The organism is Tepidanaerobacter acetatoxydans Re1, assembly GCF_000328765.2.
In the GTDB taxonomy this organism is placed as follows: domain Bacteria; phylum Bacillota; class Thermosediminibacteria; order Thermosediminibacterales; family Tepidanaerobacteraceae; genus Tepidanaerobacter; species Tepidanaerobacter acetatoxydans.
The window spans coordinates 755,838-780,326 of record NC_019954.2 but is presented as its reverse complement, the minus strand read 5'-3'; the positions used below and the strand labels follow the sequence as shown (position 1 = coordinate 780,326).

The following is a 24,489-nucleotide window of genomic DNA, read 5'->3' as shown; positions in this document are numbered from 1 at the left end:
TTTCGCCGCAGTTAATCGCAAGTAGAAATTGGTGCTGATGATTCTCTAATAATAAATTTATGTGGGAGTACTACTTTTTTTTCAATATCATTTGTTTTGTTCATACATGCATGTAGTATTTTAAAAGACTTTCTTCCCAGGTCATAGCACGGCTGAGCAACCGTTGTGATGTATGGGTGAAACATTGTAGTATAATCAACATCATCAAAGCCGGTAACGGTAAGATCTTCCGGAACTCGAAGACCCATTTCTTTGGCTGCAGTAATGGCTCCAAGCGCAATGGTGTCTGATATACAAAAAATGGCTGTGGGCCTGTCTTTTTGCTGAAGCAGCTTAAATGCCGCAGCCTTTCCGCTTTTAAACGAATACTCCGCACCGGCTAAGGCAATGTAGTCTTTACGCACTTCGATGCCATGGCGCTCTAAAGTGTCTTTATATCCTTTAAGCCTTAACAATGTGGAAATATAACTGTTGGAGCTGCTGATTGTAGCAATTTTTTTGTGTCCGAGACTTATGATGTACTCCATAACCTCCAGAGTTGCTTTGTAGTTGTCAATAGATACTCTGGGGATATCTAATCCCTTAACATACTCGGAACAGTGGACTATGGGATATTTATCAGCGTATTCTTTTACCCACATGGAATCTATATTGCTTGCAAGGAGTATTGCTCCGTCTGCCCTTCTTTTCTTTAGCATATCCATGCCGTTTTTCTCCCGCTCCTCATCTCCCCCGGTATTGTAAATAAGCGCACTATATCCCGACTTACGGGCCTCATCACCGATTCCCGCAAGGATATGGGCATAATACGGGTTGGTTATATTTGGAGCTACTATAAGGATAACCCTGGTTTCATTTCGCCTGAGATTTCTTGCTGACATGTTAGGCTCAAAGGACAATTTCTCTATAGCCTTATATACGCGCTCACATGTTTCGGGCCTTACCGAACCTTTTTTATTTAAGACCCGTGATACTGTTGCCACTGAAACATTGGCTTCTCTGGCAACATCTGCAATTTTAACCATATAAACCTCCAAATTGTATATGTTATAAATGATAGAATTTTTGCAATTATGTAAAATGTAATCCATTACATTTGCTTTAAAAAATATAAAATGGAATGTAATCCATTACATTCTCAGTATACTCTTATAAAATCATTTTGTCAATATTATCTCAAAATTATTATGTTGACTTTTACGGTATTATTGCCTACAATAAGGTTAAGTAAATAGACTGCTTAAGGTGCCCATTTGGGAGAATAGGGAAGTCCGGTGCAAATCCGGCGCGGTCCCGCCACTGTAAAGGGGAGCTGTTTAAAAAATATCCACTGATAAATCGGGAAGGGTTAAACAGCTGTGAACCCAGCCAGGAGACCTGCCTTAAGAGTTTGATTTTCCGGGGATGATGGTAAAGTTCACGGTCTAATGACAAATTAGACTGTGAACTTTTTGTTTTCTCCCAAAATCACCTTCGGCAGATTTTAAAAAATGAAAGGATGATCATGTATTATGGAACAACAAAAAACAAAACAACTTGCGCTTACAGGTATGTTTATTGCTTTAAGTGCAGTGGGTGCCCTTATAAAAGTACCCAGTCCTACAGGTACGGTAGCTTTTGACTCGGCACCGGGTTTTGCAGCTGCACTTTTGCTGGGACCCGGTCTTGGAGCATTATCAGCAGCTCTTGGCCACCTTTTTACAAGTCTTTTTGCAGGATTTCCCATGACTTTTCCCATTCATATTATTGTAGCCCTGGAGATGGCAGCATTTGCTGCAGTATATGGCTATCTTGGGAAAAAGAATTTGCCTTTGGCAGTGGTAGCGGTTTCTATTTTAAACGGCGTTATAGCTCCGGCAACATTTATAGTTTTTCCTCAGTTTGGAATGGCATTTTTTGTATCTATGCTTGTTCCTCTTTTGGTAGCCTCTGCGGCAAATGTCATTGTTTCGGCATTGATATACAAAGTTATTTCCGGTACAATCAAAACCGATATTTCTAACAATTAATTTGAGTTTGAGGTTATTGTGGAAATTTTTAAATTTACAGCAGCATACAACTTTTTTATCATAATCAGGAAACAAGATATTTATATTTTTTAGACCAAAATTGACTTCTTGCAGTGCAATCAAGTTTCAGCCATTTCTCTTATCCGCTGTACTGCATATTAGTTCATAAAGATCAAACAAAATATGGAGGTTAGCGCTCAAATGCACGAGAATGATTTGATAGCACCAAATAGAGACGTAAGTTTTATAAAGTTAAACGAAAGCCTTTATATGGTGGTTGCCTGCGATTCTTGCGGCGGGGCCGGTGAAAAAGAAAAAGATGTAGTTAAAGTTCCACCGTATATTGTAGGCAGGTTTACCAGCCGAGTTGCTTTGATGGAGACCTTGTCAGTAGGAGCTGCTCCAAAGGCTTTAACTGCTGCAATTTGCAATGAGCCTGACCCCACCGGCGAAGGCATGCTTTCAGGCATAAGAGAAGAGTTAAAAGATGTCTCCCTCGATTTGCCTCTGGTCATTAGCACAGAAAAGAATATGAAAACATATCAAACCAGCTTAGGAATTACCATAATCGGAATTGCAGAAAAACAAAACCTGCGTGTAAACAGAACAATGGCAAATGATAAGCTTTACTGTGTGGGCATGCCTAAAGTGGGTGATGAAATCCATCTGGACGATACTGAAATTGCTACAAGTTTGCTTGTAAAAGAATTGCTTAAAGTGCCTGATATCCACGATATAATCCCCGTAGGTTCAAAGGGAGTAGAAGGTGAGGCCCAGATGCTGGCGTCATTTTTAGGACTAAGGCTAAATTGGAAACAAAATCTGCCCATTGACATACAAAAAACCGCAGGTCCATCTACATGTGTGCTGGTAACAAGTCCTGTGGAGCTTAGAATATCACAGCCACAACCTGTTTGGCTGCTTGCAGAATTTATGTAATAACAAAAAATAAACAAAGGGGGGTTCATTCAAATGCTTTGAATGAACCCCCCTTTGTTTTACTCGAAAAGCACTCCCGCACCTACAGTTCCCGGACCTGTATGGACTCCTATAATCGGACCTACCTGTGTAAATATCTTAGCTTTAATTTGCAAGGCATTTTCCAATGCTTCTTTAAGATATAAACCGGCTTGTTGAGCTGCACCGTGAGCCACTACCAGACTCTTGTATTTTCTGCCCCGAGCCATATCTTGAAAAGCTTGCACAATACTGTTAATAGCCCTCTCCTGGCTTCTTGCTTTACTGTAAGTGTGATATATGCCATCATCCCCTACCCTAACTACCGGCTTTATGTTTAAAAGAGATCCCATCATGCCTTGGACTTTTCCAATTCTACCGCCTTTCTGCAGATATTCCAACGTATTTAGTGTGAAAAGGACTTCTACATTCTTCCTTACTGCTGAAAGACCTTCAACAATCTGTAACGCGCTCAGGCCTTCTCTGATATTCTTGGCTGCTTCTACTACCATAAGTCCTATTCCCAGGCTGATAGTCTTGGAATCTACTATGTGAATTCTCTCGCCGAACTTTTCTTTAGCAATATTGGCCGAATTTAACGTTCCGCTTAATCCCGATGAAATATGTATGGATATTATTTCATCATATTCTTCAAGTAAATTACGATAAATACAGGCAAAGTCCTCAGGAGATGGTTGTGATGTGGTAGGAAGCTCCTTCGCCTGTGTTAAAAGCTCATAAAATTTATCGCCGGCAATTTCATAATCTAAATACTCTTCATCTTTAAATCTTATTTTTAAAGGAACTACATGTATGTCATATTCTTGCATAATTTCTTCCGTAAGGTCGGCTGTGCTATCAGTCACTAAAGCAATCCTGTTCATTTACATCCTCCGTTTTGACTTGTTTGTGAAAACTCCAATACTCAATGTTTATTATTTCGCTAAAAAATGATAAAATCCTTTATTATATTTAGAAATAAAAACTTCTCAAAGGCAAAGTATTATAGAAAATCAGAGACCTTGACATATAAATGGCAAAAGTTTAGTATTTAGTAAAGCAATTATATTAATGGATGGAGGTTTTAGAATGAGTAAAGCAAATCCCACGAGAGATGAAGCTTTTGAACTTTTAAAAAAGTATAATTCAAATGAGGCTTTAATTCGACATGCTTTAGCTGTTGAAGCAGTTATGCTCCATTTTGCGGAAATATTCGAGGAGCCTGATAAGGAAAAATGGGGTATCATAGGCCTCATCCATGATTTGGATTATGAGATGTATCCCGACCAGCATTGCCAAAAGGTCCGAGATATACTTACAAAAGTGGGTTGGCCGGAAGATTATATAAGGGCTGTCCAGAGCCACGGGTGGGGAATTTGCTCAGATGTGGAGCCTATTGAAAAAATGGAGAAGGTTCTTTACACCATTGATGAACTAACTGGCCTTATCACGGCAACAGCTCTGCTACGTCCAAGCAAAAGCGTATTAGACCTTAAGACAAAGTCAGTCAAGAAAAAATGGAACCAAAAAAGCTTTGCGGCAGGGGTTAATAGAGAAGTAATCGAAAAAGGTATAGAGCTTTTAGGCCTTGAAAGAGATTTTATAATTGATGAAACTATAAAGGGAATGCAGAAGGTCGCAGAAGAAATCGGCCTAAAAGGAAACTTGTGATTAATGTTAGTAGAGTAAGAGTGGGTTATTTAGGCCCACTCGCATTTTTTTATAAATAAATTACTTATTTCCTTTTCCAGAAAATCCTTAACTTCAATAAGTGAACTAAATTCTTTAAATATAAGCTTCCGGACTTCCTTAGAAGGCCGCCTTAGGTCGGGAACACAGATGGGATACATTTTGGCTCGCAAGGCAGCCTTTAAGCCGTTTTCCGAATCTTCCAACACAATGCACTCATTAGGTAAGCAATTTAACTCTTCTGCCGCCTTTAAAAATATATCCGGTTCAGGTTTACCCCTTGAAACATCGTCCCCGCATACTATCAAATCAAACCTGTCTTTTACATTAGCTAAAGACAAGCATTCTTCGGCTTTTTTTCTGTATGTGGAAGTGGCAACCGCTTTTGGAATAGATGCCTTTTCGAGAAAATCTATCAATTCATATAGGCCTTCTTTAACCGGAAGTCCATTTTCTTTTATATATTTGTTAAAATACGCTAATTTTACTTTTTGGATTTCAGAGTAAGAAAAACGTTCGCCCAGGTATTTCTTGAAATAAGGTAATGCATCACCGGCATTCAAACCTGTTGCCCCGGCAATTATATCGGGATCAAGCTTGAATCCTAGTTCTTCTCCTGCTTTTTGCCAGGCCAAAGCTGAAATCCTTTCTGTATCGAACATCAAGCCGTCCATATCAAAGATAACTAATGATAATTTTTCCATATTTTACAGCACACCATCCCTGATTTCCTTCAATAAATCAAACTTGAGCTTTACTTTAACAATAAAAGAGTATTATGTCAAGCACTTCAATTTTTGCATTCTTTTACAAAACTGCAAAACAACAATGGGTTTAGCCTCATTTAGCCTTATAATGTAAACAGTTAATAAAAAGTAGAATTATGTACTTTATAAGTTCATACAGCCTCGTTTTATTTTTTACTTTTTTTGAAAAAACTCAAGTAATACAAGTAATAAAGGGACGCGTAGTTATTTTATGATAAAGTCATATTAAATTTATTCCGGTAAGGTATCGCCTTTGAGAGTTAGCTTGTCTTGTAATTATTTTTTGATAATATCACTTGCTAACTTATCTTTTCATCTCCCGCTACATGCACGCGAATTAAATTGGTAGTACCCGTTACATTGACCGGAACGCCGGCAGTTATCACGACTAAATCACCTTTTTTAACCATTCCGGAACTTAAAGCCCCTCTTACTGCTTCAAAAAACATTTCATCGGTTGAGGAGGTTTCTTCAACTTTAAGAGGAATTACGCCATGAACAATTTGAAGGGTTTTTAAAACTTTTTCCTTAAACGTAACCGCTATAATCGGAATACCCGGTCGGTATTTTGCAACCGCTCTTGCAGTATAGCCTGACTTTGTGGAAGTGATTATCGCTTTTGCTTTAAGTTCTGAAGCTATAGAACATGTTGCATGACTTATGGCATCAGTTACAGACTTTGCAGTTATCTGTTTTGCATTTAACGCCATATGCTTCGCACGCTCAATAAGTGCCTGATCAGCCTTCTGTGCTATGCTCGCCATCATCCTTACAGATTCTATGGGATATTTTCCCGCTGCTGTTTCTCCCGACAGCATAATTGCATCGGTTCCATCAAATATGGCATTTGCAACGTCGGTAACTTCAGCCCTTGTGGGCCTGGGATTTCTAATCATGGAGTCTAACATTTGAGTGGCAGTCACAACAGGTTTTCCCGCCGTATTGCATTTACTTATTATTTTCTTCTGAACTAAAGGTATCTCTTGAACCGGAATCTCAACACCTAAATCTCCGCGAGCTATCATGATTCCATCAGCCGCATTGATTATTTCATCAATGTTCTGAACACCTTCACGGTTTTCTATCTTTGCTATTATGTGAATATCACTGCCGCCGTTTGAATCTAATAGCTTTCTTATTTCATTTACATCTGCAGCTTTTCTTATAAACGAGGCTGCTATAAAATCCGCACCCATACCTATGCCAAAAATTATATCTTCTATGTCTTTCTTTGCTAATGAAGGCAAATCCAAGGATTTGTTAGGTATATTTACACCCTGCCTATCGCTTAACTGGCCACCGTTTACAACAGTGCAGGTAACATTTTCGCCTCGTATTTCTTTTACTTGAAGCTCTATTAAACCGTCAGATAAAAGTATCCTGTCTCCCGGCACTACTGCTTTAGAAATCTTTTCGTAATTTATAAAAGCCTCTTTTTCGCTACCTATTATTGGAGTTGAAGTAATTGTAAATTCCTGGCCTTTTTCCAGAGTTACCTTCCCGCCATAAAATGTTCCCAAACGTATCTCAGGCCCTTTTGTATCAAGCAGTAATGCTGCATTGGATTTTAATTCTCTACAGGTTTCGCGCAGGACCTTAATTCTCTTGGAATGTTCTTCATGGTCCCCATGTGAAAGATTTACACGAGCAATATTCATCCCTGCTCTGATTAATTGACTCATTATATATTTATCTTCGCTTGAAGGACCAAGAGTGCATATTATTTTTGTCCTGAGCATAAAATCACATCCTTAAAATGATAATACATCTGACAATTGATATAATTCCATATCCAAGGGTTTAGTAGCACTAAGCACTTTTTCTATATCAGTGATAACCAGTTCCCCATTGATAAGACCTAGCATTTTATCCTTTGTGTTTTGTATTATTAAATCAACAGCTTTTCCTCCAAAACGGCTGGCCAATATTCGATCATATGCCGAAGGATTGCCACCTCTTTGCAAATGACCTAAAATGATAACTCTTGTTTCAAGACCGGTTTTTTCCTGGATAACTTTTCCTACTTCCATGCTGTTGGCCGCCCCTTCGGCAACTACGATAATACTGTGCAGTTTGCCTCTGATATAGCCTTTTTCAATTTTATCACATACGGCATTTAAATCGAATGGAATTTCCGGTACCAAAATAGTTTCAGCCCCGCTGGCAAGGCCGGTGTATAAAGCCAGATGACCTGCTCTTCTGCCCATAACTTCTATAATAAAAGTTCGCTCATGTGATGTTGCAGTGTCTCTAACCTTGTTTAGTGCATCAACCACTGTATTTGCAGCAGTATCAAAACCAATACAATTATCTGTAAATGCTATGTCATTGTCAATCGTTGCAGGAATCCCGATTGTAGGGATACCAAGTTTTGACAAAGCATTGGCGCCTCTAAGAGAGCCATCTCCTCCTATTACAATGATTCCCTCAATACCAAAAGCTTCAAGATTTTTTAATGCTTTCCTTTGCCCTTCTTCAGTCTTAAACTCATCACATCTGGCAGTAAGTAGAGTGGTTCCTCCGCGATGTATAATATCACCTACCGAACTTATATCCAATTTTACAAAGTCCGAGTTTATTAGTCCCATAAAGCCTCTATGTACACCATAGATTTCAATGCCATAATGTATAGCTTTCCTAACTATCGCTCTGACTGCAGCATTCATGCCGGGTGCATCTCCGCCGCTTGTAAGTACTCCAATTCTGTTCATATATCATTTCTCCTTTCAACTATAGATTCTTCTCCAAAATAACATTTTGCGCTTCTTGTGCTTCGGATTCGGGAACTATTACCTCAATATAGCAGCCATGTCTCTTGCTTTTCATTACCTCCCTTGTCGCAACTAGGAAACCTTCACTTCGTATTGCCTCTTCCACTTTAAGGGCAGTTTCTTTATCTGAGGCTATATATATTACAGTCCACAAATCCACCGGCCTCCTTTTTTTGGTTTTATAAAGGATAGTTGTAAATTACTGTTGCCCTACCACTAATTTATCCCAAAATAAATAATTTCTCAAGCCAGTCCTTTCAGTAAATAAATTTAAATTATTAGCCGAAATGTCCAGCTTCTCGTTTAGTAAAAAACTTTTATCTATATCTTTCAGATGTATCACAACTTGTGTATTGCCGGAATGTGTGGAAATAAATTCTTTGATATCACTTATAACATTAGTATCATCCTGGCCGGACAAGGGAATCACCAACAGCCTTGCCGTATTATCTTTTTCCATCGGAATAATTTCATCCACAATGACCTTTGGTGATTCATCCTCTTTATAACTAATTCTGCCTTTTAGGTACACCTTTGAATCCGCAAGCAAATAAGATTTGTACTTTTCAAAAATTGTAGGGAAAACTATGGCTTCCATTGTCCCGGTTAAATCTTCAATGTCTACAAATGCCATTATTTTATCATTTTTAGTAGTTTTAGTATTTATTGCTGTTATAATACCGCCTATGGTTACAGGCATGTTATCCTGAATATTATTTACATCATTCTTATTCCCAATATAGAAAGTAACATTTTTCGACAATTCTTCTTCATATTCCAGCAATGGGTGACCACTTAAGTAGATGCCTAACATTTCTTTTTCCATAGCCAGCAATTCAGCCTTCGGATATTCCGGAATATCGGGTAAAATCTCCTGAAATGCAGGGACATCATCAAGCATTTCAAAAATTGAGATTTGATTTTTTACATTTTCCTTTTGCTGTTTCTGAACACGAACTAAAGTACCTTCATAGATTCTAATAAGTTGGGAACGCTTTACTCCTAATGATGAAAATGCCCCGCTCTTTATAAGGCTCTCTAATGCCTTCTTATTTAATTCGCCGCAAACCTTTTCAATAAAATCGGTAAAAGAAGTAAACCTGCCTTTATCTTTTCTGGCATTTATGATCGATTTTGCAACACTTTGACCCACGTTTTTTACAGCAGTAAGGCCGAACCTTATTTTATCAGACACTACTGTAAAACTTTCGTAACTCTCATTTATATCCGGCGGCAGGACCTCTATATTCATGCGGCGGCACTCATTTATATAATAAGCTACTTTATCGGTATTGTCTATCACACTGGTCAAAAGAGCAGCCATAAATTCTACCGGAAAATGGGCTTTGAGATAGGCCGTCTGATATGCTATAACGGCATAAGCGGCAGTATGTGCCTTATTAAAGCCATAACCGGCAAAATAAGAAATTTCATCAAATATCTTACCTGCTGTTATTTTGTCAATGCCATTTTTTATACAGCCTTCTACAAACGACTCCCTCTGAGCAGCCATAACATCCTGCTTCTTTTTTCCCATAGCCTTACGAAGGATATCGGCTTGAGCCAAAGAAAAACCGGCTAGCTCCTGAGCAATCTGCATAGCCTGCTCTTGATAAAGAATTATTCCATAAGTTTCATCTAATATGGGCTTTAGCGCAGGATGCAAGTAATTTATAGATTTTTGACCATTTTTACTCTTTATAAAATCATCGGCTGCACCGCTTCCTAGCGGACCCGGTCGATACAAACCTATTATTGCTGCCACATCCTGAAAAGATTCGGGTTTTAATTCCGTAAGTAAATTTCTCATACCTGAACTTTCAAGCTGGAAAACCCCTGCAGTGTTTCCCTGCCCTAGCATTTCGTAAACTTTTTTATCATCTAACGAAAGTTTATCAAGATTTACTTCTTTACCTTTCGTGTGGCGGATAATGTTTATAGCATCCCTTATAACCGTCAAAGTTCGCAGCCCTAAAAAATCCATTTTTAAAAGGCCTAGTTCTTCAAGAGCAGTCATTGTATACTGTGTTGCCACATTAGAATCGCCTATTTTATGCAAGGGAACATGTTCTACAATTGGGTCTTTTGATATTACAACACCTGCAGCATGTGTCGATGCGTGGCGCGGGAAACCTTCAAGAGCTTTAGCTACATCTAAAAGACGCTTGATTCTTTCATTTTCATCATACATTTTTTTAAGCTCAGGATTTACTATCAAGGCATTTTCGATAGTCATGCCTATCTCCTGTGGTATCATTTTTGCAATCATATCCACTTCGCCGTAAGGATATCCCATAACTCTGCCTACATCCCTAATAGCAGCTCGGGCAGCCATTGTTCCAAATGTTACAATTTGTGCTACTCGATCTTGGCCATATTTCTTGACGACATAATCAATAACCTCCTGACGCCGCTCATAACAGAAGTCCACATCTATATCCGGCATAGATACTCGCTCGGGGTTTAAAAAGCGCTCAAATAGAAGATTGTACTTTAACGGATCAATATTAGTAATATGCAGGCAATAAGCTACAAGGCTGCCGGCGGCAGATCCCCTTCCGGGTCCTACCATGATTTTATTTTTCCGTGCATAGTTAATAAAATCCCATACAATCAGAAAATAACTGGAATAACCCATTTTCTTAATTGTATCTAACTCATAATCTAAACGCTGTTTGATTTTATCCGTAATTTCGGAATATCTTTCAGCCGCACCTTCATAGCACAATTTTTCCAGAAATTCATCCTGCGTAACGCCTTCCGGAACTTCAAAGCTGGGCAGATGTATTGTATTAAAGTCCAGTTTTACATTGCATTTTTCGGCAATTACGGCAGTGTTTTCAATGGCATCTGGGATATATGAAAAGAGTTTTTCCATTTCTTCCGATGATTTCAAATAAAATTCTGAAGTTTGGAATTTCATTCTGTTTTCATCATCTAAGGTTTTCCCTGTTTGTATACATAAAAGAGCATCTTGCACCGTTGCGTCAACTTTATTAATATAATGGACATCATTTGTTGCTACAATAGGGATTTCAGTTTCTTTACTTAAACGTATAAGGTCATTGATTATTTTTCTCTGATCTAATATGCCATGGTCTTGAACTTCTAAGTAAAAATTGTCTTGTCCGAATATTTCCTTAAAATCTTCAGCAGTTCTTTTAGCTTGATCATAATTGCCTTCCAACAGCAAAGTCGGTATCTTGCCTGCAAGACAAGCACTTAATGCTATAAGACCATCTGAATATTCTTTAAGAACCGACATATCTATTCTTGGTTTATAGTAAAACCCATCGGTAAAACCTACCGAAACAAGCTTCATCAAATTTTTATAGCCCTCATTATTTTTTGCCAAAAGAACCAAATGATATAAATCATCATCTATTCCCGGCTGGCGGTCCTGCATGGTTCGTGCAGCCATATAAACTTCGCAGCCTATTATCGGCTTGATTCCATAAGAGAGCATAATTTTGTAAAAATCTATTACACCATACATTACACCATGGTCTGTAATGGCTGCGCTTTTCATACCCAGTTCTGTCAGACGTTTAGCCAGCCTCTCTATTTCACACGCACCGTCTAAGAGGCTATAGTTCGTATGGACATGCAAATGCACAAACTCTCCCATTAAAATCACCTACCTGTCAATAACCCTCGCAGAAATAATGGCTTTTGCCACCAATTTTTCCTCGTGCATGAGATTTATTTCAGCTTTTCCCGACTTTCTCCCTATATCGATTATTTTAGCTTCTATCTCTATTTCCTGCTCTAACTGTACAGGTTTTGAAAAATATACCGTAAAACTATCTAAAACTGTTTCCAATCTTTTCTGTGCCCTGAATGCTTCAAAACCGGCATTAGCTATAATCGTCATAAGAGCTCCGCTGCTTGCTACACCATAAGGATTTAACATAACGGGATCTGTCTTTCCTCTAAGCTTCACTCCATCTTCGGTTTTGCTCATGGAAAAACGACTCATCACAATACTATCCGCCGTTTCACCTATTTGCGGCTGAAAACTCAAATGTTGCAAAGCCTTAATCGCATCTTTTCGAGTCAAGATACCTACCAGCCTTTTATCCTCTACCACAGGAATAAGCTTTATACCTTCCCAACCCATTAGCCGTGCCGCATGAGCCACCGGTGTATCTTTCGTCAATACTATCGGATCCTTGCTCATAACATCTTTTATTAAAACATCATCCTTTAGGCTTGATATGTCATTTGTAGTAACAATACCACAGACTTTCATATTTTTGTCGACTACAGGAAATTTACTGTGTTGGGTTGTTTTATACATGTTTCTCCAATCGCCTACGGTAGCATCAATGGTTAAATAATCAGGTTCTTTTACCATCGCATCCTTTACTCTGACAACTTCTTTCCTTACCAACCTTTTGTAGATAGCACGATTGATAATAGTAGCTACGGTAAAGGTATCATATGATGAAGAAAGTAAGGGCATTCCCATATCATCTGCCAGTTTAATTACTTCATCATCCACATCAAAGCCACCCGTTACTAGCACTGCCGCACCATGTTTTAATGCCAGGATTTGCGCATCTTTACGATTGCCGACTATAAGAAGGCTTTCTGGTTCAATAAACTTATGCATTTCTTCTACTTCCATAGCACCAATTAAAAACTTACTAAGAGGTTTATGCAGGCCGGATTTACCGCCCATTACACTTCCCTCAACTATATTTACTACTTCGGCAAAGGATAAATGTTCAATTGCTTCATCAGTCTTTTTTTCAATTCGGATAGTACCTATTCTGGGCATGGTACAAACATATCCTGCCAGCTGTGCATCTTTAATGGCGCGATATGCCGTTCCTTCACTTACATTTAAATCATTTGCCAACTGCCTTACCGATATTTTCGAACCTACCTCAAGCTTTTTAATATATTCAATAATTCGGGCATGTTTTGTCATAACCTCACCCTTAATTCATTATATCTAATTTAAAAGCTACCGTCACGGTAGCTTTTAAATTAATCTTCACCAAATTTGCTTTCTATCAATTCTACTAGTTTTTCCACAGCTTCTTTCTCATCTTCACCCTGAGCAGAAATTGTAATTTGAGTTCCTTGACTTACTGCAAGTGACATAACACCCATTATGCTTTTTGCATTAACCTTTTTCCCGTCTTTTTCGATAAATACTTCTGATTTAAATTTGTTTGCTGTTTGGACAAACAATGCTGCAGGCCTTGCATGAAGACCCGTTTTGTTCTTAACGGTTACATTTTGTTGAAACATCTAATATTCCCCTTTCGTTGACTGTAGCTTCTTAGCTATTTCTTCAATTTTTTTTAATCTATAACTCACACCTGATTTGCCTAAAATCGGATCCATCATTTGTCCCAATTCTTTTAAGCTTAAATCCGGGTGTTTGAGTCTAAGTTCAGCAACTTGTTTTAAATTCTCCGGTAAATCATTAAACTTACCACTTTCTTTTAAATAGTTAATGCTAGCAGTCTGCCTGACAGAAGCATCAACCGTCTTGTTCAAATTGGCAGTTTCGCAATTAACCATGCGGTTCACACTGTTTCGCATTTCTTTTAGCACTCTTATGTCTTCATATTTTAAAAGACTGCTGTGTGCACCGATAATCCCTAACATATCGGCAATGTGGTCCCCGTTTTTCAAATATATTAAATAGTTGTTTTTACGCTCTACCACCTTTGATTTTAAACCAAAATCACCAATAAGTTTTAATAGAGTTTGAGCCATATCCTTATCTTGTGTAACAAATTCCATATGATAAGAGCCTTTAGGATTACTGATAGAACCTCCACCTAAAAAAGCGCCTCTCAAAAAGGCTTTTTTACAGCATTTATTTTTAATTAAGGCCGGATTGATGCCGGTGCTTTGATGTTCGGAATCGTTCCCAATGGGTAGTATTCCCAGTTCTTCAAGTAAAGTCTTGCATTGCTTTACATCTACGGAAATAATATATAAGCTTCTGTCTTTTAGAAAACTATTCCGCTTTACAGCGATCCCATCCGGTGATATGGAATTTTTCTTTAAAAGTTTGTAAATCCTTCGGGCTGTAGGTGCATGTACAGTTTGAATCCGAAGAAGTATCTTTTTCTGCCCACCTATTATTTGGATTGTTCCAGCCATTTGTATAAGCGAGGCTAGTTCTGCTCGCTGACAGCATGTGCTTGAGGATAGTCTGGATAATTCTTCTTTTACATTATACGAAAAAGACACCATCCTCACCTCATTCCATCTTATTCTACATTAATTTTAAAAAACCTTCAAACAAAATTTATTAAATTAATTTCATAATCGTTTCAGCTAGCTTTACCGGACTGTGATGAGCTACATCAGTGGGATTAACTATGGAATCTGCCACTACGGTATACCCCATTTCTTCTATGACATCTTTGTCACACTCTACATATGTGGAACCTTCGGATAGATAGCGCGATAATAGATGATCCGGAATTTGACCGGTATTTATAATGACATACTCCATCACATTAGGATTTGAATGTTCTATAACCGCTTTCACATGATCAGATGCAGTATAGCCATCAGTTTCTCCCGGCTGTGTCATTACATTTACAATATAAATCTTCTTTGCCTTTGATTTTGATATGGCCTCAGCCAGATCTTTTACAAGAAGATTGGGAATTAAGCTGGTATACAAGCTTCCAGGGCCGAGTATTATCAAATCGGCCTTTTCCACGGCTTCTAATGCATCGTCTAGCGGCTTAGCATCGGATGGCTTTAGCATTACTTTTGATATCCTTTTTCGCGAATTAGGAATACAAGACTCACCACTGGCTTTCTCGCCATCCTCATAAATCGCCTCAAGTGTTACATCCTCCAAAGTAGACGGAAGAACAGTTCCTTTAACTGCTAGAATCTTACTGGATTCTTTTATGGCCAGTTCAAAATTACCCAGCATTTCAGTCATTGCTGCCAAGAATAGATTTCCAAAGCTATGCCCTTTCAATGACCCACTGCTAAAACGGTATTGAAACAACTCCTCCATAAGTGGTTCTGTATAAGCTAAGGCTAATATACAGTTTTTGATATCACCCGGAGGTGGTATTTTAAGTTCATTTCTGATAACTCCCGAGCTGCCACCATCATCTGCTACCGTTACAATAGCAGTAATGCGGTCCGAATAAGATTTTAAGCCTCTTAAAAGATTTGGAAGACCTGTGCCTCCCCCTAAACATACTATATTAGGGTACAAGTTTTCTCAACTCCGTTCTATGTCTTTGTCTATATCTCTATGGTCTATGATCACCCGGCAGCGGTCAATCTTAAGCCTTGCGGCTATTTCATCGGCTAAGGCCACAGACCTATGTCTGCCGCCGGTGCAACCGATGCCTATTATCAGCTGAGTTTTGCCTTCTCTTATATAATATGGTATTAAATACTGAATCATATCAATTAGTTTATCCAAAAACTGTTGGCTTTCCGGCCATTTCATTACAAATTCTTTAACTTCCGGATCTTCGCCGGTATATGGTCTAAGTTCATCAATATAATACGGATTAGGCAGAAATCTCACATCAAAAACCAAATCTGCATCCAAAGGAATTCCCTGTTTAAAGCCAAATGATACTATGTTTATTAAAAAAGGATCCTCTTTTTCCTGTTCAATAAACCTGATTACTATTTCTTCTTTCAGTTCAGCCGGCGTTGTTAAAGATGTGTCAATGATATAGTCGGCCACTTCACGAAGTTTGGACATTTTCTCACGTTCGGATTTTATGCCTTCAACTATGCGCCCTTCAAAGGCTAGCGGATGACGTCTGCGGCTTTCCTTATATCTTTTTATGAGCACCTCGTCAGACGCCTCAAGAAAAAGTATTTCATAGTTATGGCCTGCCTTACTCAGTTCGTTTAAGCTCTCAAAAAGCTTGTCGAAAAAGCCGCCTCCCCGTATATCAATTACTAAGGCTATCTTATTTATTTTTTTAATGCTCTGTCGGCAAAGTTCTATAAAAGTAGGAATCAATGCCGGAGGAAGATTGTCTACGCAAAAATATCCATGATCTTCAAATACCCTCATAGCCAACGTTTTCCCAGCTCCTGAAAGCCCGGTAATAATTACAAATTCTATGTCATTCATACATTTTCACCCCTTTACTGCTCTTGAGGCAGCTAAACACTTAAACACCTTATGGGCAATGCCTGCTTTAATTATGTTTTTTATTTACATATTAAAACAGCATTAATTCCATATATTTATTTAATTATATTGCCGCTGGTTCTAACTGCGTTTATCAGCTTCATATCTTATAATATCTTAGTAACAGTATAATATATATTATTAATAAAATCCATTCCATACAAATGTACATAAAATCGAGTTTGGAAAAACTGCAATATTTGCTATAATAAGATTTAAGGTAGCAATTACGAAAAGGAGGTTGTTATAAGATGAATGTATACGATCTTGCGCACCAACTTGCGCGAAGTTTGAATGAGAGTCAGGAATACTTAGAATACAAAAAGGCTAAGGAAACTATTAAACAAGACCCTCAAGTTGAAAAAATGCTTAAAGATTTGAGAGCTAAACAAATCGAAGTCCAAGCTCTTAGTATATCCGGAAAGCCAATCGCCGAAGCTCAAAAAAGCCTTGAAAATCTCTATAATATCGCAGTTAACAACTCACTGCTAAGGCAGTATTTAGAAGCGGAAGAACGATTTGCAGTCTTGTTTACCGATATTCAGAATATTATTATAAAAGGTATAGAATTTGATATAGATACGGAGGATAAATAATTTTTTTAGGAAATCAACCGCTATGCTGTTCCGATAAAATGCGCATCAGTAGCTGGGCGGTTGATTTCTCATACTTACAGATTTAAAATCCATGTTGCTGTGGAAAAATAAACAAAGAGCCCTATAATATCAAGAAGTGTGGTTACAAACGGGCCAGATGCCACCGCCGGGTCATGTCCGAACTTATGCCATAACAGCGGAATAAATGTACCTAATGCGGCGGCTAATGTGAGATTAAATGCCATGGCAATTCCTACTACAAGACCCAATAGCACTTTTCCCTGCCAAAAATATGTTATTGCAGTCACTAATATACCATTAATTATGCCTAAAATTATCCCGACCGCAGCCTCCCGAAGAACGTTTTTTATTATAGAAGCAGTGTCGATTTCCCCTGTTGCAAGTCCCCTGACAACAATCGCGGCAGATTGTGTGCCAACATTTCCACCCATGTCCATGATAACCGGTATAAAAAATGATAAGGCAACTATAGTCTGTAAAGTGGCAGAAAAGCCGTTGATTACTCTTCCGGAAAAAATCTCCCCGATAATGGCTACCAAAATCCATGGCAGTCTTCGCTTTGCTCGAATCCAAGGGGATATTTGTTTTAAATCTATTTTCTCATCGACATCGGAACCAGAGAATTTTAATATGTCTTCGGTAGTTTCCTCTTCAACCACCATCATAGCATCATCTACAGTGACAATACCGAGCAAAACATCATTGTCATCAACCACGGGCAGTGCTAAAAGACCATATTTTTTGATAAGTCGTGCTACCTCTTCTTGGTGTGACATCACATTTACTTTCTTTACATCTGTCTTCATAAAATCTTCGATTGGGGTTTGCTCCGGTGCCAAAATCAGATCCCTTAAGGAAATAACCCCTGCAAGCCTGCCCTCAGAATCCACCACATAAAGATAATATATGGTTTCCGCATCGGGTGCCAGCTCTGCTAATTTATTGAGCACATCTTTTGCTTTTAAATCTTTGGAAAAAGCAATGTATTCAGTTGTCATACGACCGCCGGCCGTGTTTTTATCATAAGCCAGAAGGTCTTTTAAATCTAATTTTGCACTTTCCTCCATTAAAGACAGTATCTGCTTTTTTTCTTCTTCTTTTAAATCACCTAAAAAGTCTGCCACATCGTCTGATGACATTTCTGCAAGTAATTTAGAGGCATAATTTGCTTCAATGTTTGTTAAAATAAAGTACTTTTTATCTGAATCGACTTCTTCTAGGACTTGTATGGCATCTTCGAAATCTAGTATCTTAAACAAATTTAGGCTTTCTTTGGGTGAAAGCTCCTCGAAAAATTCAGCTATATCTACAGGATGATACTTATGAATTACCGATTTTAACTTAGTATAATCCTCTTTACCTAAAATATCTCGGATTTCTTCTACTCCGTTCATGCCAGCACCCCCTCTAATCCAAGCCTTGCAAAGCCGACCATGTTTGGAGAAATTATATCAATAAAGTAAATGGCAAATGTAAAATATACTATGAGTGTTGTTATATCCACCACTGTAGTTATAAATGGCCCCGAAGCCACAGCAGGGTCGATGTTGAACATGTTAAAAATGAGCGGTATTAAGACACCTATGAGTGCTGCAAGCATTAATGAAATGCACATAGAAAGACCTACTGCCAGACTTAGTTGAGCATTTTTTTGCCATATATAGCTTATAACTGAAATTAGTGCACCGCATATTATTCCCAATTGTAGCCCTGCTAAAGTTTCTCCAATAATAAACTGAAAAATATTTTTTCTGTTTAGTTCTTCGGTAGCTATACCGCGCACCGCTAATGCTAAGGACTGAGTTCCGATATTACCTCCGGTAGCCATGAGCACCGGAATAAAAAATGCTACAGCTACAACAGACTCTAACACATGAGAAAATCCATCAATAACTTTTCCTGACAGCATATCCCCGAAAAGGCAGACAATAAGCCAGAAAATCCTTTTTTTTGATGCACCCCAGATTGTACTTGTTAAAATCACATCTTCTTCCGTAGTGATACCGGCCATTTTATGGATATCTTCAGTATTCTCCGCTTCCAAAACTTCCATAGCATCATCAACAGTAACAATACCCAGTAAACGATTTTCATTATCAACTACTGGAACGGCCAGCAGTGAATACCGCGATATGATTTTTGCAACATCTTCTTGGTCTTGGTCTACATTTACCGAGATAACTTTTTTATGCATTATTTCATGGATTTTTTTATCTCTCGGAGCGCTTATAAGTTCTCTAAGTGATAGAACTCCTTGTAAGTGTTTTTTGTTATCAACTACGTATAGGTAATAAATTGTTTCGGCTTTTTGGCCAAATTGACGAACATCTTCTATGGCTTGACTCACAGTTTCATCAGAAAAAATATAAACATAGTCGGTAGTCATAAGTCCGCCGGCCGTATCTTCCGCCATTTTGAGAAGCTCTTTAAGTTCCTCGTAATCTTCTTGGGGAAGTTTCATGAGAAGGCGCTCCGCCTGAGCTGTAGGCATCTCCTGAATAAGGTCTATAATTTCATCTACAGACATATTTTCCAGGATTTTTATAGTTTCCTCCTCACTCATTTCTTCAAGTATTTGAAGACTATCCGCCGGATCAAGTTCTTCTAAAACTTCTGCGGCTTTAGAGCTGCTCATCATATGCAAGAAAAGCTTTTTATTGCCGTTTTTTATTTCATTTAATATTTCGGCAATATCTGCCGGATGTAGATTTGCCAGTATTTTATGTGCTTCGTCACTTTTGTTAAGTACAAGATGCTTTATAAGAATTATGTCTTTCTTTGGCAGCATTACAGTACCTCCTTTTTAAGAGGATCACCCGAACGCTGCATTAGCGGTAGGGTAAACCTCTCGTAATATTCTTTTATTTAGTAAATATCGACTACTAGGACCAGGGTCCACCTTACCGCCCCCTTTAAGTATAAAAATCAATATAAAAACCCTTTCCGATGAAAGGGCATGACAAAATATTTTCCCCTCGTCATCGGTTTTAGCACTGAGCGACTTTGGAACTTAAATTCCAGCCACATTAGATTCCACCTTAATCCGGTAAAACCTGTTAACCCATTGGTGTCTCTCGACATTTCCGGGCAGTGGCTTGTATTCGCACAGGAGCCTCACCTAACGGGAAGTTCGATATACCTTTGCTTTAATACTATTTTAATCTCTTTTTGAAATGTATGTCAAGGAAAACTTAAAAATAAAGAGGAGGCTGCCTTTACTAACCTCCCCTTCATGCATTTTACTGAAGCTGCTGACCGGCCTGCTGTTGCTGCTGTTTTTGCTGTTGCTGCTGTTGCTGCTGCTGCGATTGTTGATTTAATTGTTGGAGTTGTTTTGTCGACTGATCTAATAATTGATTCATTTGATAAAATACTTGATTGGTCTGGATGTTTTGTTGAGCCTGTGAAAGAGCATCAATTGCCTGCTGAATTGCTTGATTTATCTGGTTATCCGTCTGTTGCTGCTGAGTCTGTGCTTGATTTTTTAACTGGTTCAGTAATTGATTAAATTGATCCGGTTGTATCTGATTTGTCATTTGATTGTTTACACTCCCTTGAACTTGTTGATTTACTCCGGTTTGGTCAGCATATATGCCTTTATTTTCCAGCTTATTATTTATTTCTTCGGAAACCTCAGCGTCAATTTTCTTTTCCAATAAATAATCTTTAAAGTCTTTTTTCCCAGTCAAACAAACACCTCCCTTAAGGAATTTTAACCTCCCATATTAGCATACCCTGTGCATTGCATTTTAATAGATAAATTTTCCCCATTACTGAAGTAAACTATCAATAGATTTACTTATTTCATTAAATACCTTTTGTTGCTCCATGGTTTGTTGTGCAGAATTGAGAGTATCTATAACTTGCTGCAAATTTTGTTGAAGATGATATGTGGTATCATCCGAAGCAGAAAAAATATATTCCCCGGCCTGATTTGCTTTTGATATAGTCTGCAGTTGATTCTCAGTGTTTTTTAAATCAATGGTAATTTGTTGGGATGATGTATTAAAATCATTTAATATTCGATCTATTTGCTGGGAAAGTTTAGCAAAACTATCGTTGATTTTCTGTGCCTGATTTGTCAATGCAATTCGCTTTTGGGCTATTTGTTCTTGTAAAAGTTTAGTATTAGCACCAGATACCCATTTGGCCAGAAGATTTTGGTTTCGCTCTATTTCTATCTCAATTTGTTGAATTGCAGTATCTAACTCGTTTTTAAAATTTAATATATCCTGATGAGTGTTTTTAAATTGATTAGTCAAATCGCTAAAATTCATTTTATTTTGTGCGATGAAGTTTTCAATTTTTAGAGTTTGGTCTGAAAAATTGTTGCAAAGATTTTTAAAATCGTCCAAGTTATCACCTTCCTTTTTTGCTAATTCTTTTTTGCTAATTCCTTTTAGATATTTTGTCCTTTTGTATATTCTTTTCTACATCCATATTTTTCTTTTAAAAAAAGTTTTTTATACAAAAAAATAGCCCGAGTTTTTGAATACTCGAGCTTTAAGAATCTCTTACATTTAATTTCAAGATTGTTTATCAAGGTAAGCATCATTTACACGATCTTGTAGGTAAGCTTTAAAATATTTTTGCATGTCGACATCTTTATAGATTTTATAGCCTTCGTCCACGCATGAAGAACATGCATCACGAGGTATAGTTACCGCAAAAATGGGCATGCCTCTGTCGCTATTAGACTTAATCATATTTACGCCCGAACACTTAGAGCATACTTTGAATGTTTGTGTTTGATTTTCAAGTATGCCGTCAGTATCGTAATATATCTGCCGCTGTCTTGTAATATAGTCTTTATCTTTTATAAACTCATATGCAATTAAATCTTTTTGCCGCCAGCGGTTATAGATATTTTCACAAAGTTCTTTGATATATTCTGTAATTTTCTTTGATTGTTTTAATTTTACCGGGTCATAATCCGGTTCCCTAACATGGGAATAGTCTAAGCCTGCCATAGCCAATATTATCCCAAGATTCACATAGGGCAATGCCCCTTCTATCGAATATCCTCCTTCTAAAACTGCTATATCAGGGTTCAGTTTATGATTTAATTCGGCATAACCCCAAGCAGTGAAGTTCATATTAGTAAGCGGATCTGTATAATGGTTGTCCTGCCCTGCCGAATTTATAATTAAGTCCGGTTTGTATTCACTTAATATTGGAAGGACAAGATTATCGAGCACATATAAAAATCCTTCCTCGCCGGTTCCCGGAGGAAGCGGAATGTTTATATTATAGCCCATGGCTCCAGGGCCGCCAAATTCATCTATAAAGCCTGTTCCCGGATAAAGTGTTCTCCCATCCTGGTGAAAAGAAATAAACAGGGTATCTCTGTCATTCCAATATATATCTTGAGTTCCATCCCCATGATGGCAGTCCGTATCAACTATTGCCGCCCGACAGTGCCCGTATTTTGCCCTGAGATTTTCCAGCATCACTGCTTCAATATTGATAATACAAAAACCTCTATCCCCGTATACGACACGCTGAGCATGATGCCCTGGCGGCCTTACAAGGGCAAATGCCTTATCTGTTTCTTTGTCCATTACCGCATGTGCTGCCTTAATAGCACCACCTGCTGAAATTAAATGGGATTTAGTAACTCTTTGCTCTACATTTGGAACACAAAAATGAACTCTCTGGATATCTTGCTTTACTGCTATTTCAGGGTTGTAGAATTTGATATTTTCTATATCCATTATACCTTCCTCAAATATCTGATCCTGAGTATATAGCAGTCTTTCTTCACGTTCAGGATGTGTTGGACTGATTGCCCAATCAAAAGCAGGAAATAAGACTACGCCCAACCGATTCTTAGCAACTAACATTTTTATCACCCCATAACCCGTATATTAGTCCGGGCTTAATTTGGGCTCTTATCCTTATGTTCTTGCCACTTGTGTAAAAGCCGCGCACTATATTAAAGCTGTTTTCTTCTACTATTTCAGCCTGAATTTCGCCCTTTTCAGCTCCGAGCAGCAAAGATTGCTGTTTTAATAAATCTATGGCTTTAAGTCTTGCCTCTTCCAAAGTATAATCTTTATTTATCTTTTCATATAAACCCATCTCGGGAACCGCAAGGGTTCTTTGTGCGGTATCTATAAACATAGTAATTTCCGCTGTAGTTCTAGCCAACGCAGCACCCACCGCATTTGCCGCTTCATAAACTTTGGGATAGCGGCAAGGTATGCCAAAACTTTTTTCAAGAATAGGAGCCATCGCCTTAGCCGGACCACCTATAACTTGTATTAATTCAGGCTTAATTTTTTTGCCGTAAAGTAATTCTTTTACAGTGTATACCGGGTGAGAATTTATTTCATGCAACAGTTCTTCTGCCTTATTTTTTATCATTTCAGCCATTGTATCCAAAATTGCAGATGCTGCGGCCTCAGGACATAGATTTAGTTGTTCGCCTATTTCCTTCATAGCACTTAAGGCCTTGCTTTTATTGCCGGCACTGATTAATCCCAGAACTATCATTGCATCTGTAGGGGTCGGACATGGCCCGTCAAAGGCCTGTGGTCGTCCCAGCCTTTTTGGACCTATAACAATCTTTTTATTTTTCACGCAAACACTGCTATCTCCGCCAACGCCTATGGATACGCTATAAAGAGATCTTACCAGTGTTGGAAATTCTCCGATTTTTATTCCCAACGGTTCAAGCAACGGAACTCCATCGGCTAAAAATGAAATATCAGTAGTAGTTCCGCCGATATCTAGAAATATGGCATCTTTAGAAGTTTCAAGAAAGGCTTGTCCGCCCATTACACTTGCTGCCGGGCCTGACAAAATAGTATTAACCGGATATCTTTCACCGGCTTTAAGACTCATAGTTCCTCCATCAGCTTTCAAGACACTTACGGGTGCATTGATTTTTTCGCGCTGAAGAGCCTTATATATGCTTTCACTAAACTTTAGAAATGTTGTATAAACTGCAGAATTATAATACGAAGTGAAAACCCTGCGAGGGAAGTTTAATTTGCCTGATACAGTATGACCCAAAGTTATGGGGAAAAATTCATCTTTCAATAGTTCGTTTATTCTTATCTCATGATCGGCATTGCGCACAGAAAACTTTCCAGCTACCGCTACAGCTGAGATATCTTTGCGTTTCAAGGTCCTTGCTGCCTTTTCTATTTCTGATTTATCAATAGGACTTACTTCCCTACCCCGATGGTCTATATAACCCCCAATAAAAATATTTTCCCGGCCGCAACTGAGAAAATCTTTTTGCAGACCGGGTCCGCTTTCGATTATCATTCCAACCGGATCTGTCTTTTGTTCTATAATGGCATTAGTAGAAATAGTGGTACTCAGTATCATTCGCTCAATTTTATTAGGATCTTGTCCTGAAAGCAAGGGCTTTAAAGCTCCCCAAATAGATTCCAGTAAATTGCTGTGATCGGTGGGAATTTTAGATGTTTCAATAATCTTGCCTTGATGAATAAGAACCGCATCTACATTAGTTCCCCCCATATCCAGCCCAACAATCAATTTTTCTGC

The 24,489-nt window shown here is 38.2% G+C and carries 22 protein-coding genes and 2 riboswitches; of the genes, 4 read left to right on the top strand and 18 right to left on the bottom strand.

The window, feature by feature from the left end; genetic code table 11:
• Positions 1 to 11 precede the first annotated feature (11 nt).
• Positions 12 to 1,025 (bottom strand): LacI family DNA-binding transcriptional regulator, encoded by a 1,014-nt coding sequence (locus TEPIRE1_RS03655; RefSeq protein ID WP_013777827.1) that lies wholly within the window; start codon positions 1,023 to 1,025, stop codon positions 12 to 14.
• Positions 1,026 to 1,226: 201 nt separating this feature from the next.
• Positions 1,227 to 1,399, top strand: a riboswitch (cobalamin riboswitch).
• Between the two features lie 112 nt (positions 1,400 to 1,511).
• Between TEPIRE1_RS03655 and TEPIRE1_RS03650 the strand changes: the two genes are divergently transcribed.
• Together TEPIRE1_RS03650 and TEPIRE1_RS03645 are read left to right on the top strand one after the other, a co-directional pair.
• Positions 1,512 to 2,009: an ECF transporter S component gene (locus TEPIRE1_RS03650; RefSeq protein ID WP_013777826.1), complete on the top strand. Its 498-nt coding sequence runs from the start codon at positions 1,512 to 1,514 to the stop codon at positions 2,007 to 2,009.
• Positions 2,010 to 2,210: 201 nt separating this feature from the next.
• Positions 2,211 to 2,948: a hypothetical protein gene (locus TEPIRE1_RS03645; RefSeq protein WP_013777825.1), complete on the top strand. Its 738-nt coding sequence runs from the start codon at positions 2,211 to 2,213 to the stop codon at positions 2,946 to 2,948.
• Between the two features lie 59 nt (positions 2,949 to 3,007).
• On the opposite strand, the gene TEPIRE1_RS03640 is transcribed toward TEPIRE1_RS03645, so the two are convergent.
• Positions 3,008 to 3,850 (bottom strand): DegV family protein, encoded by an 843-nt coding sequence (locus tag TEPIRE1_RS03640; protein ID WP_013777824.1) that lies wholly within the window; start codon positions 3,848 to 3,850, stop codon positions 3,008 to 3,010.
• Positions 3,851 to 4,055: 205 nt separating this feature from the next.
• On the opposite strand from TEPIRE1_RS03640, the gene TEPIRE1_RS03635 reads away from it, so the two are divergent.
• The gene (locus tag TEPIRE1_RS03635; RefSeq protein ID WP_013777823.1) at positions 4,056 to 4,637 is read left to right on the top strand and encodes a hydrolase; all 582 of its coding nucleotides are present in this window, start codon (positions 4,056 to 4,058) and stop codon (positions 4,635 to 4,637) included.
• A gap of 29 nt (positions 4,638 to 4,666) precedes the next feature.
• On the opposite strand, the gene TEPIRE1_RS03630 is transcribed toward TEPIRE1_RS03635, so the two are convergent.
• From TEPIRE1_RS03630 to rapZ, 10 genes are all read right to left on the bottom strand, one after another.
• Entirely contained in the window at positions 4,667 to 5,359 is a 693-nt protein-coding gene (locus TEPIRE1_RS03630; RefSeq protein ID WP_013777822.1) for an HAD family hydrolase, read from the bottom strand.
• A 362-nt stretch (positions 5,360 to 5,721) separates the two neighbouring features.
• The gene (pyk, locus tag TEPIRE1_RS03625; protein ID WP_013777821.1) at positions 5,722 to 7,161 is read right to left on the bottom strand and encodes a pyruvate kinase; all 1,440 of its coding nucleotides are present in this window, start codon (positions 7,159 to 7,161) and stop codon (positions 5,722 to 5,724) included.
• Positions 7,162 to 7,173: 12 nt separating this feature from the next.
• Complete coding sequence (gene pfkA / locus TEPIRE1_RS03620; protein ID WP_013777820.1) at positions 7,174 to 8,133, bottom strand: 6-phosphofructokinase; 960 nt, start codon at positions 8,131 to 8,133, stop codon at positions 7,174 to 7,176.
• A gap of 19 nt (positions 8,134 to 8,152) precedes the next feature.
• The gene (locus TEPIRE1_RS03615) at positions 8,153 to 8,353 is read right to left on the bottom strand and encodes a hypothetical protein (RefSeq protein ID WP_231848318.1); all 201 of its coding nucleotides are present in this window, start codon (positions 8,351 to 8,353) and stop codon (positions 8,153 to 8,155) included.
• Between the two features lie 39 nt (positions 8,354 to 8,392).
• Positions 8,393 to 11,821, bottom strand: a complete 3,429-nt coding sequence (locus TEPIRE1_RS03610; RefSeq protein WP_015295043.1) for a DNA polymerase III subunit alpha — start codon at positions 11,819 to 11,821, stop codon at positions 8,393 to 8,395.
• 9 nt (positions 11,822 to 11,830) lie between these two features.
• Positions 11,831 to 13,129, bottom strand: a complete 1,299-nt coding sequence (locus tag TEPIRE1_RS03605) for a DRTGG domain-containing protein (RefSeq protein WP_013777817.1) — start codon at positions 13,127 to 13,129, stop codon at positions 11,831 to 11,833.
• A 59-nt stretch (positions 13,130 to 13,188) separates the two neighbouring features.
• Complete coding sequence (locus TEPIRE1_RS03600) at positions 13,189 to 13,455, bottom strand: HPr family phosphocarrier protein (protein ID WP_013777816.1); 267 nt, start codon at positions 13,453 to 13,455, stop codon at positions 13,189 to 13,191.
• Positions 13,456 to 14,415, bottom strand: a complete 960-nt coding sequence (whiA, locus tag TEPIRE1_RS03595; protein WP_013777815.1) for a DNA-binding protein WhiA — start codon at positions 14,413 to 14,415, stop codon at positions 13,456 to 13,458.
• 58 nt (positions 14,416 to 14,473) lie between these two features.
• Entirely contained in the window at positions 14,474 to 15,409 is a 936-nt protein-coding gene (locus TEPIRE1_RS03590) for a gluconeogenesis factor YvcK family protein (RefSeq protein WP_013777814.1), read from the bottom strand.
• Positions 15,410 to 15,415: 6 nt separating this feature from the next.
• Positions 15,416 to 16,285, bottom strand: coding sequence for an RNase adapter RapZ (rapZ, locus tag TEPIRE1_RS03585; RefSeq protein WP_173391426.1), 870 nt, complete (start codon positions 16,283 to 16,285; stop codon positions 15,416 to 15,418).
• Between the two features lie 320 nt (positions 16,286 to 16,605).
• Between rapZ and TEPIRE1_RS03580 the strand changes: the two genes are divergently transcribed.
• Positions 16,606 to 16,950 (top strand): YlbF/YmcA family competence regulator, encoded by a 345-nt coding sequence (locus tag TEPIRE1_RS03580; RefSeq protein WP_013777812.1) that lies wholly within the window; start codon positions 16,606 to 16,608, stop codon positions 16,948 to 16,950.
• Between the two features lie 74 nt (positions 16,951 to 17,024).
• Here the strand turns inward: TEPIRE1_RS03580 and mgtE (TEPIRE1_RS03575) are convergent, their stop codons facing one another.
• The 6 genes from mgtE (TEPIRE1_RS03575) to TEPIRE1_RS03550 form a co-directional block, all read right to left on the bottom strand.
• Entirely contained in the window at positions 17,025 to 18,365 is a 1,341-nt protein-coding gene (gene mgtE, locus TEPIRE1_RS03575) for a magnesium transporter (protein ID WP_013777811.1), read from the bottom strand.
• Positions 18,362 to 19,759: a magnesium transporter gene (gene mgtE, locus TEPIRE1_RS03570; RefSeq protein WP_013777810.1), complete on the bottom strand. Its 1,398-nt coding sequence runs from the start codon at positions 19,757 to 19,759 to the stop codon at positions 18,362 to 18,364. The genes mgtE (TEPIRE1_RS03575) and mgtE (TEPIRE1_RS03570) overlap by 4 nt, the downstream gene beginning before the upstream one ends.
• A 176-nt stretch (positions 19,760 to 19,935) precedes the next feature.
• Positions 19,936 to 20,104: riboswitch (M-box (ykoK) riboswitch) on the bottom strand.
• A 106-nt stretch (positions 20,105 to 20,210) separates the two neighbouring features.
• On the bottom strand, positions 20,211 to 20,660 hold the full coding sequence (locus TEPIRE1_RS03565; RefSeq protein ID WP_013777809.1) for a hypothetical protein: 450 nt from the start codon (positions 20,658 to 20,660) through the stop codon (positions 20,211 to 20,213).
• Positions 20,661 to 20,741: 81 nt separating this feature from the next.
• Positions 20,742 to 21,326: a hypothetical protein gene (locus tag TEPIRE1_RS03560; protein ID WP_013777808.1), complete on the bottom strand. Its 585-nt coding sequence runs from the start codon at positions 21,324 to 21,326 to the stop codon at positions 20,742 to 20,744.
• A gap of 171 nt (positions 21,327 to 21,497) precedes the next feature.
• Positions 21,498 to 22,814 carry a histone deacetylase family protein gene (locus TEPIRE1_RS03555; RefSeq protein WP_013777807.1) on the bottom strand — a complete coding sequence of 439 codons (1,317 nt, stop codon included), beginning with the start codon at positions 22,812 to 22,814 and terminating at the stop codon, positions 21,498 to 21,500.
• On the bottom strand, positions 22,801 to 24,480 hold the full coding sequence (locus tag TEPIRE1_RS03550) for a hydantoinase/oxoprolinase family protein (RefSeq protein ID WP_013777806.1): 1,680 nt from the start codon (positions 24,478 to 24,480) through the stop codon (positions 22,801 to 22,803). Before TEPIRE1_RS03550 ends, TEPIRE1_RS03555 begins: the two co-directional genes overlap by 14 nt.
• Between the last annotated feature and the right edge of the window lie 9 nt (positions 24,481 to 24,489).

Bases quoted from the DNA above. Each gene is read 5' to 3' on its own strand.
- TEPIRE1_RS03630 (WP_013777822.1), bottom strand. From the start codon at position 5,359: ATGGAAAAATTATCATTAGTTATCTTTGATATGGACGGCTTGATGTTC.
- TEPIRE1_RS03580 (WP_013777812.1), top strand. From the start codon at position 16,606: ATGAATGTATACGATCTTGCGCACCAACTTGCGCGAAGTTTGAATGAG.
- whiA (WP_013777815.1), bottom strand. From the start codon at position 14,415: ATGGTGTCTTTTTCGTATAATGTAAAAGAAGAATTATCCAGACTATCC.
- TEPIRE1_RS03650 (WP_013777826.1), top strand. From the start codon at position 1,512: ATGGAACAACAAAAAACAAAACAACTTGCGCTTACAGGTATGTTTATT.
- TEPIRE1_RS03635 (WP_013777823.1), top strand. From the start codon at position 4,056: ATGAGTAAAGCAAATCCCACGAGAGATGAAGCTTTTGAACTTTTAAAA.
- TEPIRE1_RS03555 (WP_013777807.1), bottom strand. From the start codon at position 22,814: ATGTTAGTTGCTAAGAATCGGTTGGGCGTAGTCTTATTTCCTGCTTTT.
- mgtE (WP_013777811.1), bottom strand. From the start codon at position 18,365: ATGAACGGAGTAGAAGAAATCCGAGATATTTTAGGTAAAGAGGATTAT.
- TEPIRE1_RS03605 (WP_013777817.1), bottom strand. From the start codon at position 13,129: ATGACAAAACATGCCCGAATTATTGAATATATTAAAAAGCTTGAGGTA.
- pfkA (WP_013777820.1), bottom strand. From the start codon at position 8,133: ATGAACAGAATTGGAGTACTTACAAGCGGCGGAGATGCACCCGGCATG.
- mgtE (WP_013777810.1), bottom strand. From the start codon at position 19,759: ATGCTGCCAAAGAAAGACATAATTCTTATAAAGCATCTTGTACTTAAC.
- TEPIRE1_RS03610 (WP_015295043.1), bottom strand. From the start codon at position 11,821: ATGGGAGAGTTTGTGCATTTGCATGTCCATACGAACTATAGCCTCTTA.
- pyk (WP_013777821.1), bottom strand. From the start codon at position 7,161: ATGCTCAGGACAAAAATAATATGCACTCTTGGTCCTTCAAGCGAAGAT.
- TEPIRE1_RS03600 (WP_013777816.1), bottom strand. From the start codon at position 13,455: ATGTTTCAACAAAATGTAACCGTTAAGAACAAAACGGGTCTTCATGCA.
- TEPIRE1_RS03640 (WP_013777824.1), bottom strand. From the start codon at position 3,850: ATGAACAGGATTGCTTTAGTGACTGATAGCACAGCCGACCTTACGGAA.
- TEPIRE1_RS03655 (WP_013777827.1), bottom strand. From the start codon at position 1,025: ATGGTTAAAATTGCAGATGTTGCCAGAGAAGCCAATGTTTCAGTGGCA.
- TEPIRE1_RS03645 (WP_013777825.1), top strand. From the start codon at position 2,211: ATGCACGAGAATGATTTGATAGCACCAAATAGAGACGTAAGTTTTATA.